Source organism: Furfurilactobacillus cerevisiae (genome assembly GCF_048961765.1).
GTDB lineage: Bacteria > Bacillota > Bacilli > Lactobacillales > Lactobacillaceae > Furfurilactobacillus > Furfurilactobacillus milii_A.
Genome location: NZ_CP185253.1, coordinates 2,625,384 through 2,645,542 on the forward strand (window position 1 = coordinate 2,625,384; position 20,159 = coordinate 2,645,542).

The following is a 20,159-nucleotide window of genomic DNA, read 5'->3' on the forward strand; positions in this document are numbered from 1 at the left end:
GTAGATTGCAAATTTAATCCGAATTTTTGGACAAATTGGTCAGCATAACCTGATACGGTGTTTTCCAGTCAAGTATTTTAAGCGGTCTCTGGTTAATTTGGAGTAACGTCGTCGTTAAATCTTGAGCACTAATGTGCTCAAAACGAGTCCCCTTAGGATAAAAATAACGTAAATTCCGATTAAAGCGTTCATTACTACCACGTTCAGCTGGCGTATAAGCATGACAGTAATAGGTCTTAATACCATATTGTGATTCAAATGATACTAGCCCACTAAACTCAGTACCACGGTCCACAGTAAAACTGTGCACCGGTCCATTAAAAGTTGTTAGGAACTTAGTCAGTGCTTCATTAACACTCGCTGTCGTTCGGTCCTTTAACCGATATGCCCAAAGGAACCGTGATTTGCGATCGATTAAAGTTAATAAAACTGCCTTACTATGCCCACGAGGGCCAACGACGGTATCTAGTTCAAAATCACCGATGCGATTACGTTGATTAATCATCATGGGACGCTGTTCAATCGATCGCCCCAAAGATTGATTATATTTGGATCGTTGGTCAACGTTACGCCGTTGGCGTACGCCATGTTCAGGTAGATCATTCAAGGAGAAACCAATTCTCCCCTGATTTAGCCAATTATAAATAGATTTAGTCGCTAGTTTAAATTCGTGAGCAATCATTCCTGGTGACCAGCTTAGATGTAAATGGTTGAGAATTGTTTGCTTTAACTCATCGCTCAGCTTAGTTTTCCGACCACATCGTGATCGCTTGTATTCGGCATCTGTTTGTGCTAATTCAGCCTGATAAGGTTGACATCGAGATAATTCATAAGAAATTGTTGACGGTGATCGGTTCAGCCGAACGCCCATTTGGATATTGGACAGCCCTAGTTCACAAAAGGTTTCGATTTTAATTCGTTCGGAATAGGTTATACTAGACAAAAGATCAGCTCCTAAAAGATGGGTTTGTTGTAAACACCATTTTAAAGGAAGCTGATCTTTTTTGTCCGAACAGCGTTCGGATTAATTTTACAATCTACTATATACTACAAAGTTAGATATTAAAAAGGCACCGAACTTCGATGCCCAAGAAGGAGAGTGAAGGATTTGAACCTCCGCGTCATTGCTGACCTCACAACCGAAATTGTGTCCCTTCAACCAGACTTGGGTAACTCTCCATATTTACAACTGTTAAATTATGCAACTATATGAATGCTAGGCACTAACGCTAATCCGACGTTACCATGGATTCATAAAGGAGAGTAAAGGATTTGAACCTCTGCGTCATTGCTGACCTCACAACCGAAATTGTGTCCCTTCAACCAGACTTGGGTAACTCTCCATAAGGCCTTAAAAATACCGCCATAAAAAAATATAACCCTGTTCCAAAGAAGATTCAAGGTAATTTCACAAACGTCAGACATCCGTTGACTAGTAAAAATGGAAACATCTTTATCTCTTTGGGTACACTGTGATATTACCGCATAATATTTTTAGCTGGTTAATATCAGTAGTGTCTTTACTAAACTTCAAAGTTTATTTATTAATTTATTAATGTTGAGTACTCATCCATACTGACATTGACGGTAAAAACGACCACGACCTATAATATCAATTAACACTGACATTTTGAACTTACTGAAAGATAACCAATAGGACCCAAACTATGATTAATAATCTCGCATCGCAAAAACTAACAAAAACAACCCATGCGCTCGGCACTCGCATTGTGCTAACGGTCATGGGTGAGACAGATGAAAAGGTACTGGATGACAGCATCGCGCTCATTCAGCTGTACGAACAACAGCTAACCGTTAATGCCCCTATTTCCGAAGTTATGGCAGTCAACAATGCGTCCGGCAAACATGCTGTACAAGTATCCCCAAGCACGTTTGCACTCATCAAAACTGCCGTTGAGCAGAGCCACCAACATTTTGGCTTCAATGCTCTAATTGGACCACTCGTTAAACTTTGGAAAATTGGCTTTGCTGGAGCAAACGTTCCCAATGAAACGGATATTTCCAAACGGCTAGCACTGTCTAATGGAGCAAATGTCATTCTAAATGACGCCGATCAGAGCGTGTACCTCACTGAGCCAGGGATGGAACTGGATCTAGGCGGTATTGCCAAGGGCTACATTGCTGATCGCATTCGCGATCTATGGCGTGCCAATGGCGTGCAAGCAGGTATCATCAACCTAGGCGGAAACGTTGAATTTGTCGGTACTTCGCCTAAACGCGATAATGGTCAATGGCTGGTTGGCGTTCAGGCACCAACAAAAGCACGTGGTGAGGATCTTCTGACTGTGCTAATGCCAGCTGGTTCCGCCGTCACGTCAGGCACCTACGAACGCGTTTTAGTTAAGAACGGTCATCGTTACCACCACTTGTTGAGTCCTGAAACCGGTCATCCCCTGCAAACACACGTCAGCGGTGTCACTATTTTTGCCCGTGACTCAATCACGTGTGAAATAGAAACGAAGCGGCTTTTCTTTGCGGGCAAACCAATTCCAGGTTGGGGAGAAGACCGCGACGATATTTACGGAGCTGCTTTCGTTTACGATGATGACACTGTTGATCTAGTGATCGTTCATCATCGTTTAAAATTAATTGAGTAACCAAAGATAACAAATAGCGGCAACATTCACGCGAAGTAATTCGGGCGAACGTTGCCGCTATTTGAGTTCTATTTAATTTGCCGCTTCAGCATCCGCCGCCAGCACTTTAGTTAGTGTTGCCTTCAGCGTTTGCTTCATCTTGTCAAGTTCTTCAGGTGTTGGCCGGTTGCCGTCACTGAACATAACGTTACGATCTAACCACCAAACTGGCCCCGGTGTTTTCGTATCGCCTTTTCGGCGAGGGAATAGGTGCCAGTGAACGTGGGTGTCGCCATTTCCTAATAACTCATAGTTCATTTTTTCAGCATGGAACGCGTCGTAAACAGCCTCCGCTACCAAACTCATTTCGTGCAAAAATTGCTCTTTAAAATCGCGTGGCAAAAAATGCAATTCTGTCTCATGTTGTTTGCACAAAAACAAGGTGTATCCCTTAAAGTGCTGATTGTCGCCAATTACTACATACCCTGTTGATAATTCAGCAACAAAATAGGGATTCGTCCCATCCTTAATCATTTGAATCCGTCTGCAAATTTCACAGTTATCGTTCATCATTTCATCCACCCTCTCTATATAATGTCGATTCTCTCCCCATGAGACTCGCAGTTATGCCATCAATTACTTTCTCAATCAGTAAATTATCACATTTTCAAATGCTAGACGAGTTCAAATTAATTTCTTATTCAATTATTAAAATTAAATGAATTAAGCCGAAATTGGACAAAACACGATCATTAATATAGTATTCAATACTATATTAATGAAATCAATATCGTTTCAAATACGACTAAGAAGGTAAACTCTTGATGACAGAAGAAAAAATTGCTTTGCTCGTAGATTCGGCCTCCGATGTGCCTGAACATATTTTTACACACTATCAAAACATCGTTGCTGTGCCAATGCAGTTAATGATCGATGGCAAAACATACGCCGACCGTGAAACCATTGAACCAGATGACTTTTATCGTTTACAATCCACTGCTAAAGAGCTTCCTAAAACTGCCAGCCCCGTGATGGGCGATGTCATTAATCGCCTCGCAACACTAAAAAGCCACGGTTTTACCCATGTCATTGGAATCACCATATCTGGCGCACTATCGGTAACCAACAGCCTTTTCAAACAGATCGCAGAGTCACAGGACGACGTGCAAATGGTAGTTATCGATACTAAAAACATTGGTGTTGGTAGTGGCCTGTTTGCCAGCTACGCAGAATCGCTCATTGACCAGCAATTGCCATTTACCACAATCATCGATAAGCTCAATGCCTCCGTTCCTAAAAGTTCCGTCTACATTTATATTCCAACATTAAAATATCTAAGAGCCGGAGGTCGAATCGGCCGTGTTGCCGGATTCTTTGGTGCAGCACTTAACATTAAACCGATTATTACTTGTGATTCAGATGGTGTTTATACAGCTATCGCTAAAGCGCGCACAGAAAAGAAGGCTATCCAGAAAATGGTCGAACTTGCTTCTCAAAAAATCGCCGCCAACAAAAACGCGCGGGTAGCTGTAGCTCAAGGTCTCAATGAACCGCTATTAAATCAGGTAACAGGGGATTTACAAAACCGCTTTCCATCACTTAATATTGAGACAGGAAACATTTCCCCTGCCCTTGGCGTTCATACTGGTCCCGGACTTGTCGGTATCGCGGTACAGGTAGGTTAATGTCAGAAAGGACGCCCCATTAATATGTCAAAGCCATTGAATCAATCATTCGAAAATAATAATTTGATGATTCTGCCACATTGGTCAGACCTACCTGGATTCGACCTTCATCTCGACCAGCTGATTGAACTCACAAATGGGTATTTACGCCCTATTACCGGCGGATATAGTGACTAAAACAATGATGCATAATTACTTTAAGGCTGACGTTCTAGTCGCACCCGACAAAAAAAGCTATCATAAGATTCATTTAGCAGGTGCTATCATTGTTGGTCTCTTAAAAAACATTTTTTCGCTTGAAGAGCTTAGAGTTGCCCTTCAATACATCATCGACAATGAGTCACCGCAAAAAAGTTACGATCATTTCATAACACTATTTAATCGAGAAGCTGCTAACGACTCCTTCAAACATTTTCGTTTGGCCGAACAGCAACAGCAAGAAATGTCTGCCGCAGAGGTTATTCGTTATGACGCACTGGAAGCCTTTCTATTTTGGCTCTCCGCTAAAAAGGCTCTGCATCGTGTAATTGATGCTAATCAACAATAAAAAAACTGATTTTCTTCTGTGCTTACGCCAGTTAACGTGTAAGTCATCAAGAAAATCAGTTTTTTATTTATATTTCAATCGGTCGGCTGGCATCTAACGCGTAAAGAATTTTGTGCGTTACAGGTAATCTAGTCATGTTTGTCAGCGCGGCAGCGTAAAGGTTCAATTGGCCTCGGTAGCGCTCAACCAACTTTTGAAGTCCCTCATCTTGATGTGCAGGGTCAATATAATCAGTCTTGTAATCAAATAACGTGACCTCGTCATCCTTGATATAATAACCGTCGATAATTCCGTGAATGAGCACTTGCTCAGCCTTCGTCTCATCTTCTGGCTGATGAATGCCCTGATATAACTGATAAGCAGGTATTAGCAAAGAAAAGGCCGCTTCACGATGAACCTCATTCGCATGTTCAAGCACCTGCTTGCCTAAATCGCTGTGAAAGAAGCTCTCAATCTGAGACAAGTTGATTTTCAAAGCCACCGCATCAGTCAACACATGATCTTTAACCAGTTGATTAACAAGATTCTGCAAGTCTTCGGGACTAGGTTGACCAGCGCTTAAGTCTACTTCCTGCAGAACTAGATGAGTCGCTGTCCCAATCTCAGTAGGCTTCGGCGCCGTGACCGTTTGCATAAACTGTGGTGTCCTTAATTCGTTGTTAGTAACCCGTGACCGAGCCTTGGCCTGATCGTCTAATTCCAGCGTACCAAACTGATTCTGGTCGGGTTCTTCGAACAATCGCTTCAATTCTGAGACAGATTGATACGCAGTCGTTTTCGTTGCGGCTTCGTTTGCATAGCTAAAAGACAATACCTGCTCTAACGCATCAACGTTAAGGTCACCAAACTTGGTTTGTTTGGCCGTTTCACGTAATTCATCCAAGTAAGTTTGTTGTTCGTCATCCGCTGCTTGTAAAATGCCGGCAGCCTCTAAATCAGCTTTCGTTTTTAAGACCAATTCGAAGCTATCCGCCCGCGTGTCGTTCACAACCTCAGACGACAACGGAATCACAAAGTCATCCACTCCTAATTGTTTGGCCACTGACGGCAATCGTAAAAGAGCCATCCCAATCCAATCCATGAAGTTCTTAGTTTCCGATCTTAGTGTCGTATTTAACGTTAAGGCCGCATTGTTAGCTGCTTTTTGCCAATGCTTTAATAGATCATCCTGATCCTTATACGTGCCAACCACAAACAAACGTTGTTGTGCTCGTGTCAGAGCAACGTACAGCACCCGCATTTCTTCAGATAAAGTCTTTTTGAGTGACTCGCTGGCAACCAATTTTTTCTGCAGTGTATCTATCTTCAAATGACGACTTTGATCGTACCACGTGATTCCAATACCAAGATGGTCGTCCAACACCACAGCGCTCCGCTGATCCGATAGATTGAAACCGTGGGACGCGTCCATGACAAATACCACTGGAAATTCCAGGCCTTTGCTACCGTGGATTGTCATTACTGAAACAGCATTGTCATTGCTTGTCGTATTAACCTCAGCCAAATCCTTATCGCGTTTTTGCATTTCCGTAATGAAGTGAACAAACTGAAAGACGCCTTTAAAGCTGCTGTTTTCATAATCAGCTGCCCGTGCGTATAGTGCATGTAAGTTACTTGCCCGTTGTTGTCCACCTGGCATTCCGGCAACATAATCAAGAAAGCCAGTATCTTGATAGATAGTCCAGATTAACGTTACCAACTGATTTTGACGAGCAATATCCCTAAAGTGATCTAACTGCTTTAAAAAACGTTGCAAACGTTCATGGACACGCTGACCAAAGTCACCTATCTTATCAGGTTCTGATTGAACACGTTGTTCAAAATCCAGCAGGGCTTGGTAGTAATCACTTGTTTTGTTTTGAATGCGTAGGTAGGCCAATTCATTTTCATTTAAACCGACAATCGGAGAACGCAAAACAGCTGCTAATGGAATGTCTTGGTATGGGTTATCAATAATTCGTAAAAGAGCCATCATAATTTGAATTTCGGTTGTTTGGAAGTAATTCGCAGTATCGCGGACTTCTAGAGGAACCCCCAGCTTAGCAAATTGCTCTTGAAGTAACAGATTGTTGTTACGGGTTGGAACAAGTAATGCGACATCCCCATACGTCATGTCTCGATTGGTGCCTTGCTGGCGATCAAAAATTTGTGTCTTTTCGGCTACCATATCACGAATTTTAGCTGCTACCATCACGATTTGACCTTCTGCGCGATCATTAATGGTCAAAGCGTCAGTGACGTCCTCTTCGTCATCATCACTATCCGCAGACTCATCGTCAGTGCCGCTCTCATAAATCATAACCTGCGTTTTTGGAACATCCTTCTCCGGATAATCCTTTGGTCCATATTGCAATTCAGCATCCCCGGCATAATTCATTTCGCCAAGAGATTCGTCCATTAACTGTGAAAAAATCAAATTTGTAAAGGCGTCAACATTCTTCATCGAACGAAAATTATCGGCCAGGATAATCCGCTCACCATCGCTATTTGGCTTTTCGGCCAATTGGTCATGAGTATCAAACGTATTATATTTTTTTAAAAATAACGTTGGATCAGCCAAGCGAAAGCGATAAATTGATTGCTTCATATCGCCCACCATGAACATGTTTCCGTGACCAGCCGTCTGGCTAGCCACTGATTGCAAAATTGATTCTTGCAGCTCATTGATATCTTGGTATTCATCAACGAGTACCTCGTGATACTTTTTCGTAATTTCTTGATGGACACTGTCATCTTGCAAAATTTGATACGCAAAATGTTCTAGGTCACCAAAGTCAACTAAGTGTCGTTGACGTTTTGCAGCTGCAAAGGCTGACATAAACTGCTTTACCACGTCAGCAAGTTGCGCAACTAATTCACTCGCATGCTGGTTAACCTTTTTAATGTCAGCTTCGTTTAAAACAAAGTAACGATCAATTAGCTGTTCTAGGCGCTTTTTCAAACCACCTCGTAACGTTTTTAACTGATCATGAACACGTTGATCATCGGCTTCTAATTTTCTTAGCCCAGGTGCCCGACCAGTATCAACACTAGCCAATTCATCTCGCAGTGAATCCCAGTTTGTCGTCGTTAGTTCATCCTGCAACTTTGTAAATCGGTCGGTTAAGGGCGCTAGGACCTTCTGCCACTTGGCAATATAGTCATCACTTGAGAAACCAGCAACAATGTTATTAGCCGTTTGAATATCTGCCAAACACTGTTGAATTGCGCTGGTCACACTCGGCTGGATGTATTGCTGCGCTAAATCGCTTTCCCAAAGACTTCCATCGGATAATTTGTACTGATTGACTAAACTCTCCAGCCATGCATCAGGCTTAGCTTTTGCAGTGGCAAACGTTGCGAGTCTAAAGACTAGGTCCTGTAATCCCTCATCATCACGATCGTTAGAAAAATTACGGGTTAGCTCAGCAAATCGACCATTATTATCGTTGGCGTACAAGGTTTCACGTAAATCGCCCCAAACATCTTCTTTTAGTAACTGGGCTTCTGTTTCATCGGCCAGCTGACGAAAAACTGGATCAAGTTTAATGACATAATAGTATTTCTGAACTAGTCGCAAACAAAATGCGTCCAAGGTACTAATATCGGCGCTGCCAAGCAGATTTAACTGATGTAACAGCTGACGACGCCGTTTGTTACTGTCGGCATCTTCACCGTCATTTTTATTTATTTCACGCCTTAATGTGGTTTGAATACGGTCACGCATTTCTTTAGCTGCTGCATTAGTAAACGTCACCACCAGTAAATTAGTGATGTCTGTATCATTGCTCTCATCCAATAATTTGGTAATTACACGTTCGACTAATACACGGGTTTTCCCAGAACCAGCTGAAGCTGAAACTAAAACATTGTGGCCGGCATGATGAATGGCGGCATCCTGGGCCGGTGTGAAATTTAACTTAGTTGTTGCCATCTTTATCATCCTCCTGTTGCTTTGGATCAATGCGATGAAGCACATCTGCTGGCGTTAATTTATCCAACACGTGATAGCGATTTTCAGGTAGCATTGCGTCAAATCGCATAACCGCAGTGTATGGTGAATACTGCAACCCTGTCTGTTTGCGGGCATTTTGGAATGGATTGAGCTTATCTGATCCGGCAAAAATCTGATTACCCGCGTTAACAATGAGTTGTTCCTCGTATGACAATAAATCATTCAGTTGTTCAGCAGTAATGACTGTCTTAGCCGTCGCGGACAATGTTTTATCTTTTTTTAGAGCCAATGGATAAACTTTTGAGTGGCCGCCATCTGCAATGTCCTGATCTAAGTTTGTCAGAATGACAGGATCAGCAACCAACACACCTTGGTACTTGTGGGCTGACAGCAACGCATCGCTGATAGATGCCAAGTCATTTAGGTCCAAACGTTTACCCTTACCCAGTTTATTTAGCGAAATGCCTGCACTTTGAATGTGTAGGTATAAAGCACCTGCTAGTGAGTTTAACTGACTAGGGCTCACTGAATCGGCATCTTGGCGAAGGGCATCAAGGTACGTCAGCATCTGCATTGATAGCCCGTAGTAGGCTTGCTCAAAATCAAATGTACGTCGGCCAGATTTATAATCCACAACACTCAAGTATTCTTTACTGCCAACATTCATTCCATCAACTCGGTCTATTTTTCCACGCACGTTAATGTGACGATCCCCGTGCAGTTTGAACGACAAAGCTGGCATCCCTGAATCCGCCCCAACATGGCCGAACAATACTTCCGTAGCTAACGTCCGCATCGGCGTAATTTGCTGTTGTTGCCCGATAACCGTCGCCATCCGTTTGATGGTTTCAATTAACTGATTGCGAATATATCCCATGCGGTGGGAACTGTTAAGAATAGCAAATTGCGGTTGGTCATTGACCGTTGGCATCACTTCACTTACGAGATCATTGATGGCAGATTCACTCAGCTGACTTAAATCTAGTTGCCGACTGACTACCAACTTCATCAGCTGATCCAGCGCCATATGGAAATACTCCCCAGTGCTAGCGGCAGATAATTCGAATTCATCTCGTTCATTTAAACGTAGCCCAAACTTAAGAAAGTACTCATACTGATTTCTATAGAATGTCTCAAGCTGTGAAATGGAAGTATTTAACTGATCACCATAAAGACCTTGTACAATATCAGGCCGTAATGGTTGTGGTGTATTTCGGTAATCTATTCCCGCTAATAATTGATCCGTTAACGTTTTAACGGAAGACAATCGCAACCAGCGGTACACGAACACCCATGGCTTTGGCAACGGTAACTGGGTCTCTTTGGCCTGATAGCTAACCTTAATCAAATTAGTCAGTGCAAATCGTGGCGAGCCAATAAACGGTTGCAGTGCACTGGCTTGCTGCGTTGCCACATTTGGAGTGGCGGTGTAGGTAACGACAGGCAATTGAAAGTGGTTCACAATGCTCGTGACGTAGCGTGACGGTTGAAGGCCGTTTTCATCAGTTCCTCCTTGCGGATACGATAAGATCAATTGCTGGCATCCTGTCAGGAATCCCATGTAGTTAATATATGGATCAAATGTCATTCGCGTACCCGCGCTTAACGTTAAAAATTGATTATCCGCGAGTTTAGGGGCTAATCGGTCTCGATCACCATCGGTTAAAATACTACTTTCAGCGACCTGATCTGGCATAACATCATCAGTAGCCCCGATTAGGAAAACAACCTGATAATCATTTAGTTGGACAATTCCCGTTTCTGAAATAGTCACTTGGTCTAAGGTTGCCGGAATTTGAGTATAATTGGTGCCTTCGAATCCATTCAACAGCAACGCAGCAAATTCATCGACATCAAAGTCAGCAGCCTCTCCTAAGAGACTGACATACTCGTCCAAAATGCCGGTAAATGTATTCCATGCCTGCTCATTGCGGCTTGCACGATCTAAGTCTCCGTTATCGGTAGCCGTTACCCGCCATGAATTCAGGCAATCAATCACCCCATTATCAGCTAAAAACTGATACAAAATCTTGGCTGTCTCGGTACCATTAGTGGCTTTATCTAATTTTTTGAAAAAGGGGGGCAAGACGGCCCCAATGAAATGGTGAATAACGTTTATTTGACGTTGAACCTCAACGTCTGCTTCCGTGAGGGTCTCATCATCGACATGTTGTAAACGCCAATACGTCCAATCTTCTTTTTCAACCCAACGAGAGCCCTCAATACCGGTTTTCAATACCCAATTTTCCGTTAGCGACAACGCCTGTCGAAAATCTTTGACTGACATTTCCTGTCCCAATGTACGGGGAATTAACAGCTCCGTTTTTAACAACCGCATCACATCTTGATAACGGTAATAATGGTCGCGTACGTCAAATAAAGCACTGATTAATTCAATCAGTGGGTGCTTGTCCATCGGTTTGTCTGAATCATCGAAATAAGGAATTTCCATCTGATCAAACACTGGACCAACAAAGTTTTCATACGGTGCTAAATGTCGGCTCAACACTAAAAAGTCACGATAATGATACCGTTCAGGCTGTTGGGCAACCATCGTTCGAATCTGGCGGGCAACTTGGTTAAGTTCGTCCAAACGTGTTTCAGCAGTGAACACACGTAAATTCGTTTGAGCTGAGAGTTGCTCAACCGGCAGGCGTTTGGCGGGAACGCTGGCGACCCAATAATCGTCTAACTTAGCTAATTCAGTGCTTACCCGCAATTTCTTAGCAGTCGTGTCTAACTTAATCTGAATCTGGTTTTCACGAGCTAACTGAACTAGTTTCAAATACGTCAATGACGGCTCATAAAATAGATCACCTAATTCAGGCGTTTGTTTCGGAGCACGCTGCATAACCAACGAAACGGTGACCGAAGCAGCCTGTTTCATCATTACGGTGACTAATTGTTGTTCCTGTGCAGAAAAAGTAGCGTATCCGTCTAAATAAATATGGGCGTGTTTAAGTTCATTGCCCTGCGCCAAAAAATCAGTTAACTGGTTCACTAGGTCAGCATTATCGACATAATTGCCGCTTAAAGTCTCTGTGTATGCCTCATATACAATTGCCAAATCATGGAGTTTGCCGCCTAGATCTGCCTGTTCACTAGTTTCCAAAGAACCCGCGATATGTTGCAAATCCGCCGCACTAACCTGACCGACCTTTAACTCGGAAAATTGGCGAACCAGCTGATTAATAAAACCGGTTTGGTTAAGTTCACCGGCAAAAACGGTCAATTCAGCCTGGTGTTGCGCAATAATGTGATAAATCAGCATACTTAACCCAGCGTTTGATAAACGCGGTAGTTGATAAGTCGGCGTGTTTTTCATAAAATACCAAGCTAATCGAGTAAACGAAAATACTTGAATTTGGCCATTTGCATAGAGTGACTGGTTCGTCTTATCCGTGGCTTCTTTCAATGCATTTAATACACCAACCTCAGCATTGAACTTAATGTGGTTAGGAACCAAAACGAAGTATTGATCTTTTGGATGCTCAGCCATGGAGGCACGCATTTGCTCAATCATTTCCTGACGATGATCAAATTTGGCTTGGCCCAAAATAAAGTTTAACGACACGTTTTTTGCCCCTTTCTTCTGCGGAACTAACTCGTTGTATCCATTTTACCCGAATCTGATTCTCGGTGAAATAGATGTACAAACATTTGTTCGATTTAAATTTTAATATCGAAAATAGTAAATAATGGTAGCGCTTTCATTCAACGTTTGCTATACTTCTAAGTGAGGAAGGAAGTTGGCCTTTAATGAGTTTAGAACACAGTTTGGACTACGTGTCTGAATGGTTGGTGTTAGACATCATGAAGTCACTTCACCGTGAAATGGTATTGTTCTGATAAACATCGTCCAGGGAGCGAACATCCCATTACAATTAGACGCTTAGACGAATGGCCAGTGAGTGAATCATGACCACGAAAAAAGCGTTGGCCTTAGAAAGATTCCTTCCTAAGAACCACAGGGTCAGTTGGATGAAGTTGTTCATCAGCTGATAACAGGCAGGCGGCAACCTAGAATCCGCCACCAATATAAGTGACTCCCGCGGGGTCGCACAATTAAACAGCCGGTGTGTGACCGGCAGTAATCCGTGAGCAAAGATCAACTTGGCAACAGCGTCATGAGATGTTTGCGATGACCGGATGACAGAGAAACCGTCCACCTTAATTGATGGGCGGCTTTTTGGTCTGATTTAAATTAAGGTCTCAATGCCGGCGCATAATTAGCCACCAAATCAATTGACAGGCACAAACGAAAGCAATAACTATCCCTAAGATTACCAGTGAAATAATTCGCAACGCAGGCGTTTGTGTCACACCTGCCCCATCCACCGTACGTGTCATGACAATTGCCACTGCGCATCCAAGCAGAAAGCTCCAGATAATAGTCACCAACCACCACAATCGTTTCATCGCTAACCACCCCGAACATCAATGTTGAAAATGATGGTTCTCAGTGATCCTCCTAGTCAAACCAATAATAGCTTGTAACAGCAGCAAAATGCCTGCTACAAAACAAGCAAATCGCATGCCAAAATTTAAGTCGATCTGCGACTGCCACGCGGCAATAAGGTTTAACACACCTATCAATATCGTTGCAGAAACAAGTTGCGTTCTTCTAATCTTGAATATAAATAGCAACATTGCCACAATCACAATCAAACCATCCATCATTCTTAGACCAGCAATTGTGGATAACTGTGTCATCCGAATAGTTACCAAGATAGTTTCTGCGATTACGATCAAGACTTTTGAGAACTTAGCCGATATCGTTGTCACTGCGGAAGCATTCATCAATGCGTCAACAGACGTTTGATAGACGTCTGCCGCTTGTTGCAGCAATAAAACATCTGGCAGATTGCGCCCTGTCTCCCAGTTAGAAATAGCCTGACGTGAAACATTTAGTTGTTTAGCAGCCTCAGACTGTGTGAGCCGTAATTGATTACGTGCCCTCTTTAAATTGGCCGAGAGAATTTCACCTTTTGTTTGCATCATCTTCACTCCTAAAAGGTACCAGTAGCTTGCTTCATTGACGAGCAAGGAACGCTTGCATCCGCATTAGCACAGTGTTTGTAGACCAAAATGAAATCATAATTGCTAAGTTATACATTAGCATTGATGTGAATAGAATTGCACCAATTTTTTAATTTACGAGTATCAGGTATTTCAAAGAAATTGTCCACTATCTCAGCGACAGGGCCGTCAACAGTGAGCACAGTAACTAGGCGGCTGCATTTGAAACTTGAACAGAAAACCTTAAACAATACTTTGACACACACAGTAATTGGTGATAAATTATACTCAATCAAACGAACAACTACTGGAGGTGCATTCATGAAACCCGAAATTTCTAAAGATATCATTCGGGGACACACGACGACCATCATTCTTAATATTCTTAGCCAGGGCGACAGTTACGGTTATGAAATTGCTAAGGCCGTCCGCGAACTGAGCCACGATGCATATGAATTAAACGAAGCCACTTTATACACTGCTTTTCGCCGCATGGAACGCAATGGTGATATCGAAAGCTATTGGGGCGACGAGACTCAGGGTGGCCGCCGAAAATACTATAAACTAACCGAACAAGGTACCCGCCTACTCGCAAAAAACGTCGCAGACTGGGCGTTTGCCAAAAAGATTATTGATGACCTGATTACCGGGAGGATTGATGACAATGGACACAATTGATACGATGGTTAACCGGCGTTTGGATGAAACGTTTAAGGCTTATCCTGACACGGAAGAAATGCATGAATTACGTGAAGAGTTGGCTGCTGATTTAAGTGAGGCCGCCCACGACAATGAAAAAAAAGGCGCCACCATCACGGACGCCGTCAACAGAGCTTTTGAAGGATTAGGCAATCTCGACGACTTAGTGGATGAAATTAACGCCGAAAAAAATGCTACTGATCAAGATACTCATTCCGACGATGCCAAACAAACGTCACATGAGCATGCCTACAGTCACGGTCACCACATCGATATTGCTGATGGCAAGGTAATTATCGATGGTGGCAAAGTGCTCAGCATCGACGACAATGGTATTAAAGTTAACGGTGGCAAAGCAGTGAATATTGATAGCGATGGCATCAACATCAATAACGGTACGTTTACTGTCACAAACGACGGTATTCGGATGGGTAATCTTGTAATCGACAATCGTGGCATTCACACGGACGGCGGCAAAACAGTTGCCGGTTCGTTTGCGGAAAAAAAGCAGCAACCACATACTGACAAGTTCGATCCCCATGCCAATGACGACACATTTTCAAACTTCGATCAGCAATTTAATGAACAAGAACCGGTCGATACTGAAATCTACGTGGACAGTTTAGCGCTTGCCAACGAACAACAATTTTCTGCCGATCAAGTTCAGCGAATCGACTTTAAATATGCTGACAGTAGCGTCCGAATTTTAAGCAATCCCGATGATGATCACATCATCTTCCGGGAATACATGAATCGTGCTAATGACAGCTATCTTGCACAAACTAAGTTGGAGAATGGTACCCTGTCGATTTATAACGGATCACGGCCTCACCTGTTACCACTGCGGGTTCGTGTTCAACTACTCATTCCAGCATCCTTTGCAGGTGATTTACTGGTTAACAGTGCCTCAGGCAGCGTTAATTTCAGCCATACCGGTGCTCTGAACCAGGTTCGTTTGGAAGCAAACAGTGGTTCCATTCGCATTAATGGTGCCCACTTTAAAGATTTGGATGTCAACGCATCCTCTGGTTCCGTTCGCATTAAGCAAACCACTGTTGCGGGTCTATTACGTGCTCGTGCTCATAGCGGTTCAATTCGTTTGGCTGACACTACGGTTGCTAAGTTCGATGTTGACTCACACTCAGGCTCTGTCCGCGGCACTAACTTAATCGGTGCTGGTGCGTTCAACGCCAATTCAGGGTCAATTAGCCTAAGTTTCAGTGACCTCACTGGCAACCTTGATACCACAGCGCACTCCAGTTCAATCAAACTAGAATTCGCTAAGGGCGTCGAGTATAACTTTGACTTAGACGCCAAGAGTGGTTCTATCACCGGTCCTGACAACGCCATCTACGATCACAATACGACTAACTTCAAAGATGGTGCTGTCGGCGATGACCCTCATTTCTATGTCACTGCGGCAACTAAGTCGAGTTCGATCCACGTTTCTTAGTCTCATTAACTGGTTAATTGTTTCAACATCATGTAATCAAAGTAACCTAAAACATCACGCTGATATTAAAAAATCAGCGTGATGTTTTTTGCACTTTATTTAGTTACTTCAGGAACACGCACTAAATCACGTTTAATCAGTTCCTGTGCGATTTGAACCGCATTCAATGCTGCCCCTTTAAGTAGGTTATCAGCAACGACCCACATGTGATAAGCGCCTGGATTTTCCCGGTCTGCTCGCATCCGGCCGACAAACGTTTCGCCATGACCAGCTGCGTTAATCGGTTGCGGATAAACTTGGTGTGCGGGATCATCCTGCAGCACGACACCCTTTGAATGTGCCAGTAGATCCTGCATGTCTGGTACAGCTGGTGTTTGGTGCGTTTCAAAATAAACGCTTTCACCATGGGCAATTGGCACAGGCACGCGGACACAGGTTGCAGACACCTTGAGTTCTGTGTCATTCATGTCGCCACGCAAAATCTTTTTAGTTTCGTGAATCATCTTCCATTCTTCGTGAGTAAAACCATCATCTTCAAAGACATCAATCTGTGGCAACAAGTTAAACGCCAATGGATAGTGATGTTCAGCACCCTTGACGGGTAAGATGGCAGCCGTCTCCTCTTCGCCTTCATGACGTTGTTGGGCCTCATCGAATAACTCGTTCATTGCCCGTTGACCAGCACCAGAAGCCGCTTGATAAGTCGAAACTAGGACTTGATGTAACTTATACTGACGATCAATCGGTGCCAACGCAACAACCATTTGAATGGTACTGCAGTTTGGATTGGCAACAATACCTTGATGCTGACTCAACATTTCTGGATTCACTTCAGGCACGACCAAAGGGACATCCGGCTCCATCCGAAAGGCACTGGTGTTATCGACACAAACGGCTCCTGCCTTCACCGCTGCTGGTAGCAATGCTTTGGAAACTGAACCGCCAGCTGACGACAAGACAATATCGATACCTTTAAACGAGTCCGTTGTGGCCTCTTCAATCGTATAAGACTGGCCACGAAAGGTGCGTGTTTGACCAGCTGAACGTGCTGATGCCAACAGCACCAATCGATCAACCGCGATATCAGACTTTTCCAATTGTTGTAACATCCGTGTGCCAACTGCACCAGTAACACCAAGAATTGCGACATTAAATGATTGCATTAAATTGCTTCCTTTCAAGTTTCACTCCACTCGATCATTTAGTTAAGCCGAAACATCAACCGATAATTTATTGGCACGATAGGCTGCCAGTCGTTTGACAGCTTCCTGCAATTTGTCCATGTCGGCGGCGTATGACAACCGAACGTGGCCTTCACCACCAGGTCCGAAACAGCTGCCTGGAACAACGGCTACCTTTGCCTGTTGAGCGACCTTAAGTGCAAAAGTTCGGTCATCTTGTTCCTTTGCCGGTATTTTGGCAAACACATAAAAAGCGCCATTTGGTTGAGCCGTGGTAAAGCCCAGTTGATTGAGCGCCTGTACCAGAAAATCACGACGTTCGTGATACTGAGCCTTCATGGCTGCCGTGTCTGCTGCCCCATGTTGCAAAGCATCAGTGGCCGCCGCCATCATTGGTGTCGGTGCGGTGGTAACCAAGGCGCCATGTAGTTTGGCAATCTGCTGGGTTAGTGCAGCCGGTGCCGCTAAGTAACCAACCCGGTAACCAGTCATGGCAAACGTCTTGGAAACGCCATTAATCACGATTGTCCGCTCTGGTAACAATGTGGAAATGGATACATGAGGCTGGTCGTAGGCTAATTCACAATAGATTTCATCAGCCAACACGAGCAACTTATGCTTACGAATCACTGCGGCCAATGCTTGCAACTGCGAGTCTGTGTAAGTGACACCAGTTGGATTGGTTGGATAATTCAAAACCAACATCTTTGCACGCGGATGGGCAGCCAATGCAGCCGTTAGCCGAGCCGGTGTTAATACATAGTCATCTGCTGAAGTATCAACCAACACTGGCGTAGCGCCATCAATCTGGGCAGTCGTAATGTACAACGGAAAAATGGGTGTTGGAATAATCACCTCGTCGCCCGCTCCCAAAACAGTTCCCATCGCGGCCGCAATCGCTTCTGTGGCACCCACTGTTACCAATATTTCCGTTTGGGGATCGTAAGTAACCTGATTCAATTTGGTTAAGTATGTACTAATCGCTTCTCGTAGCTCTGGTAACCCGGCAGCCGGTGCGTAATGAGAGCGATTCTGATTGATTGCATCGATGGTCGCCTGCTTAACATGGTCTGGCGCGTTAAAATCTGGCTCACCAAGCGTTAATTTCAGGATGCCAGGAATATCCTTTATTTGATTATCAAATTGACGAATCGCTGATGGCACAATTTGGTCAAACACGGGCCGTGTCATCCCCGTTAACTGAGCTTCTAATTCTGGCATATACATTCTCCTTTGACCGTATCAATTCGCGGTACGACGCTAATCTAAAACCTGTTCCAAACCAACCTTTAATTCTGTTAATGTTGTCACTTTGCTCAATGCTAGCTTGACGCCAACCATAAATGACTCACGATCATACGTGTCCTGCCGAATCGTCAGCGCTTCGCCCGTTCCGCCAAACAACACTTGTTCATGTGCTAGATAACCAGGCAACCGGACTGCATGAATCGGAACGTTGTCGACAATTCCGCCACGCACGCCATCCACGCTGCTTTCAGTATGATCGGGATCTGGCTGTTGTTGCCGACCAGCGGCGATTGCATGGGCAGTAGCAACGGCCGTACCAGATGGTGCATCCCGTTTATCGGCATGGTGCATTTCAATAATCTCCGCGTTCGGAAAATACTTAGCCGCCTGTTTAGCAAACTGAGTTAGTAACACCACTGACAATCCAAAGTTGGGAACGATCAACCCACCTAAATGAGCTGAGGCAGCCAATGCTTGTAATGATTTTATTTGTACTGTCGTTAAGCCACTCGTGCCAACCAATGGGACTAACCCGTGTTGCAGGGCCACTTCAACGTTGTGTTCAACTACAGTGGGCGTTGTAAAGTCTAACCAAACGTCCGCCTCAGGCAACTCGTCTTCCGTAGTGGCAACGACAACTTGGCTTGGCAAATGTGTGTCATTCCCGTCCGTTAGTGCAGCATGAGGATCAAACACACCAGTCAATTCAAACCGCTCATCGTTTAAAATTGCCTGGCAGCTAGCAGTCCCCATACTGCCACGAAAGCCAGCGACAATAACACGAATCTTTGACTCACTCATTTTCTATACCGCCTCCGTGTTTTCTGCCAACGGAATATCGCTTAGTTGGTGAACGCCTAAGCGTTGTGCCAAAATGGTTTGCTCAGTGTCATTCAGAGGAACGATTGGCAAACGTGGGTTACCAACCGGTAGTCCCTGAGCATTTAAAACGGCCTTGACTGGTGATGGTGATGGATACATGAATAACGCAGCCATCTTTGGCATCAAGTCACGTTGAATCTGACCGGCACGTGTAACATTACCTTGTTCTAGTGCGTCGTATTCCTGTCGCATAGCTGGACCATATACGTGACTGGCAACGGAAATAACGCCAGTTCCACCCAGTGCCTTCACTAATAACGCTTGGGCATCTTCGCCACTGTAAACAGCAAAACCTGTCGGCGCATCATTAATTAACGCCGCCAAATCTGCATCACTACCACACTGTTTAACACCACTGATGTTCGGCACTTGTGCAAGTTGGAGAATCGTTTCGTTGGTCATGTTGACACCAGTTCGGCCAGGAATGTTGTAAATGACGATCGGCTTAGTAGCAGTTTGAGCAACCGCTGTAAAATGAGCAATCATCCCCCGTTGATTAGGTTTGTTGTAATAAGGGACAACGACCAACGTCGCATCAATCCCGTCAATCGCATCGACTTCCTGATTTAGGGCAATTGTCGCAGCTGTATTATTGCTGCCTGTCCCAGCGATAACGACACCACGACCGGCCACAATCTGTTCAAAACGGGTATAGAGTTCAATCTTTTCTTCGTGCGTTAGCGTTGGTGTCTCACCCGTCGTCCCACCGATGACAAACCCGCGTGAACCAGTTTCAATGAGCATATTTGTTAATCGCGTTAATGCCTCGAAATCAATATGATCATCTTCGGTAAATGGTGTGATGATCGCTGTTAATAAATCATTTTGTTCAAACATTTTAAATTCCTCCCTATTGGTGAGAACTATTCGGAAAACCACCGAATCATTTGTTTTGCTTCTTATTGCTCGGATTC

Annotated in this window: 15 protein-coding genes and 2 tRNA genes; 5 read left to right on the plus strand and 12 right to left on the minus strand. The window is 44.0% G+C overall.

Features of this window, described 5'->3' with window-relative positions; all coding sequences use genetic code 11:
* Positions 1 to 13: 13 nt before the first annotated feature.
* From ABUE36_RS12980 to ABUE36_RS12990, 3 genes are all read right to left on the minus strand, one after another.
* The gene (locus ABUE36_RS12980; protein ID WP_096109805.1) at positions 14 to 943 is read right to left on the minus strand and encodes an IS30-like element ISLpl1 family transposase; all 930 of its coding nucleotides are present in this window, start codon (positions 941 to 943) and stop codon (positions 14 to 16) included.
* 150 nt (positions 944 to 1,093) lie between these two features.
* Positions 1,094 to 1,179: transfer RNA gene (locus tag ABUE36_RS12985), tRNA-OTHER, on the minus strand.
* Between the two features lie 78 nt (positions 1,180 to 1,257).
* Positions 1,258 to 1,343, minus strand: a tRNA-OTHER gene (locus ABUE36_RS12990).
* Positions 1,344 to 1,667: 324 nt separating this feature from the next.
* Here ABUE36_RS12990 and ABUE36_RS12995 point away from each other — a divergent pair.
* Entirely contained in the window at positions 1,668 to 2,618 is a 951-nt protein-coding gene (locus ABUE36_RS12995; RefSeq protein ID WP_161001913.1) for an FAD:protein FMN transferase, read from the plus strand.
* Positions 2,619 to 2,690: 72 nt separating this feature from the next.
* Here the strand turns inward: ABUE36_RS12995 and ABUE36_RS13000 are convergent, their stop codons facing one another.
* A complete protein-coding gene (locus ABUE36_RS13000) occupies positions 2,691 to 3,170 on the minus strand; it encodes an HIT family protein (RefSeq protein WP_161001912.1) in 480 nt (159 codons plus the stop codon).
* 251 nt (positions 3,171 to 3,421) lie between these two features.
* On the opposite strand from ABUE36_RS13000, the gene ABUE36_RS13005 reads away from it, so the two are divergent.
* Together ABUE36_RS13005 and ABUE36_RS13010 are read left to right on the plus strand one after the other, a co-directional pair.
* Entirely contained in the window at positions 3,422 to 4,282 is an 861-nt protein-coding gene (locus tag ABUE36_RS13005; RefSeq protein ID WP_161001946.1) for a DegV family protein, read from the plus strand.
* A gap of 169 nt (positions 4,283 to 4,451) precedes the next feature.
* A complete protein-coding gene (locus ABUE36_RS13010) occupies positions 4,452 to 4,829 on the plus strand; it encodes a DUF1836 domain-containing protein (protein ID WP_421016875.1) in 378 nt (125 codons plus the stop codon).
* A 67-nt stretch (positions 4,830 to 4,896) separates the two neighbouring features.
* Here ABUE36_RS13010 and addA read toward each other — a convergent pair whose 3' ends face one another.
* From addA to ABUE36_RS13030, 4 genes are all read right to left on the minus strand, one after another.
* Complete coding sequence (addA, locus tag ABUE36_RS13015) at positions 4,897 to 8,742, minus strand: helicase-exonuclease AddAB subunit AddA (RefSeq protein WP_161001910.1); 3,846 nt, start codon at positions 8,740 to 8,742, stop codon at positions 4,897 to 4,899.
* Positions 8,729 to 12,337, minus strand: a complete 3,609-nt coding sequence (locus tag ABUE36_RS13020) for a PD-(D/E)XK nuclease family protein (RefSeq protein ID WP_161001909.1) — start codon at positions 12,335 to 12,337, stop codon at positions 8,729 to 8,731. The genes addA and ABUE36_RS13020 overlap by 14 nt, the downstream gene beginning before the upstream one ends.
* A gap of 638 nt (positions 12,338 to 12,975) precedes the next feature.
* Positions 12,976 to 13,182 carry a DUF3923 family protein gene (locus tag ABUE36_RS13025; RefSeq protein ID WP_421016876.1) on the minus strand — a complete coding sequence of 69 codons (207 nt, stop codon included), beginning with the start codon at positions 13,180 to 13,182 and terminating at the stop codon, positions 12,976 to 12,978.
* Positions 13,183 to 13,200: 18 nt separating this feature from the next.
* Positions 13,201 to 13,764, minus strand: a complete 564-nt coding sequence (locus tag ABUE36_RS13030; RefSeq protein ID WP_161001907.1) for a helix-turn-helix domain-containing protein — start codon at positions 13,762 to 13,764, stop codon at positions 13,201 to 13,203.
* Positions 13,765 to 14,103: 339 nt separating this feature from the next.
* On the opposite strand from ABUE36_RS13030, the gene ABUE36_RS13035 reads away from it, so the two are divergent.
* Both ABUE36_RS13035 and ABUE36_RS13040 read left to right on the plus strand, forming a co-directional pair.
* The gene (locus tag ABUE36_RS13035; RefSeq protein ID WP_161001906.1) at positions 14,104 to 14,460 is read left to right on the plus strand and encodes a PadR family transcriptional regulator; all 357 of its coding nucleotides are present in this window, start codon (positions 14,104 to 14,106) and stop codon (positions 14,458 to 14,460) included.
* Positions 14,447 to 15,934, plus strand: a complete 1,488-nt coding sequence (locus ABUE36_RS13040; RefSeq protein WP_161001905.1) for a DUF4097 family beta strand repeat-containing protein — start codon at positions 14,447 to 14,449, stop codon at positions 15,932 to 15,934. The genes ABUE36_RS13035 and ABUE36_RS13040 overlap by 14 nt, the downstream gene beginning before the upstream one ends.
* A 95-nt stretch (positions 15,935 to 16,029) precedes the next feature.
* Here ABUE36_RS13040 and ABUE36_RS13045 read toward each other — a convergent pair whose 3' ends face one another.
* From ABUE36_RS13045 to dapA, 4 genes are read right to left on the minus strand one after another with little or no spacing between them, the layout of a single operon-like run.
* Entirely contained in the window at positions 16,030 to 17,097 is a 1,068-nt protein-coding gene (locus ABUE36_RS13045) for an aspartate-semialdehyde dehydrogenase (protein ID WP_421016877.1), read from the minus strand.
* A 42-nt stretch (positions 17,098 to 17,139) separates the two neighbouring features.
* Positions 17,140 to 18,336 carry an aminotransferase class I/II-fold pyridoxal phosphate-dependent enzyme gene (locus ABUE36_RS13050; protein ID WP_421016878.1) on the minus strand — a complete coding sequence of 399 codons (1,197 nt, stop codon included), beginning with the start codon at positions 18,334 to 18,336 and terminating at the stop codon, positions 17,140 to 17,142.
* 39 nt (positions 18,337 to 18,375) lie between these two features.
* The gene (gene dapB / locus ABUE36_RS13055; protein WP_161001902.1) at positions 18,376 to 19,164 is read right to left on the minus strand and encodes a 4-hydroxy-tetrahydrodipicolinate reductase; all 789 of its coding nucleotides are present in this window, start codon (positions 19,162 to 19,164) and stop codon (positions 18,376 to 18,378) included.
* 3 nt (positions 19,165 to 19,167) lie between these two features.
* Entirely contained in the window at positions 19,168 to 20,082 is a 915-nt protein-coding gene (dapA, locus tag ABUE36_RS13060) for a 4-hydroxy-tetrahydrodipicolinate synthase (RefSeq protein ID WP_161001901.1), read from the minus strand.
* Between the last annotated feature and the right edge of the window lie 77 nt (positions 20,083 to 20,159).

Excerpts from the sequence above, each read along its gene's own strand:
- ABUE36_RS12995 (WP_161001913.1), top strand. The coding sequence starts at position 1,668 with ATGATTAATAATCTCGCATCGCAAAAACTAACAAAAACAACCCATGCG.
- ABUE36_RS13000 (WP_161001912.1), bottom strand. The coding sequence starts at position 3,170 with ATGATGAACGATAACTGTGAAATTTGCAGACGGATTCAAATGATTAAG.
- ABUE36_RS13005 (WP_161001946.1), top strand. The coding sequence starts at position 3,422 with ATGACAGAAGAAAAAATTGCTTTGCTCGTAGATTCGGCCTCCGATGTG.
- addA (WP_161001910.1), bottom strand. The coding sequence starts at position 8,742 with ATGGCAACAACTAAGTTAAATTTCACACCGGCCCAGGATGCCGCCATT.
- ABUE36_RS13025 (WP_421016876.1), bottom strand. The coding sequence starts at position 13,182 with ATGAAACGATTGTGGTGGTTGGTGACTATTATCTGGAGCTTTCTGCTT.
- ABUE36_RS13030 (WP_161001907.1), bottom strand. The coding sequence starts at position 13,764 with ATGATGCAAACAAAAGGTGAAATTCTCTCGGCCAATTTAAAGAGGGCA.
- ABUE36_RS13035 (WP_161001906.1), top strand. The coding sequence starts at position 14,104 with ATGAAACCCGAAATTTCTAAAGATATCATTCGGGGACACACGACGACC.
- ABUE36_RS13040 (WP_161001905.1), top strand. The coding sequence starts at position 14,447 with ATGGACACAATTGATACGATGGTTAACCGGCGTTTGGATGAAACGTTT.
- ABUE36_RS13045 (WP_421016877.1), bottom strand. The coding sequence starts at position 17,097 with ATGCAATCATTTAATGTCGCAATTCTTGGTGTTACTGGTGCAGTTGGC.
- ABUE36_RS13050 (WP_421016878.1), bottom strand. The coding sequence starts at position 18,336 with ATGCCAGAATTAGAAGCTCAGTTAACGGGGATGACACGGCCCGTGTTT.
- dapB (WP_161001902.1), bottom strand. The coding sequence starts at position 19,164 with ATGAGTGAGTCAAAGATTCGTGTTATTGTCGCTGGCTTTCGTGGCAGT.
- dapA (WP_161001901.1), bottom strand. The coding sequence starts at position 20,082 with ATGTTTGAACAAAATGATTTATTAACAGCGATCATCACACCATTTACC.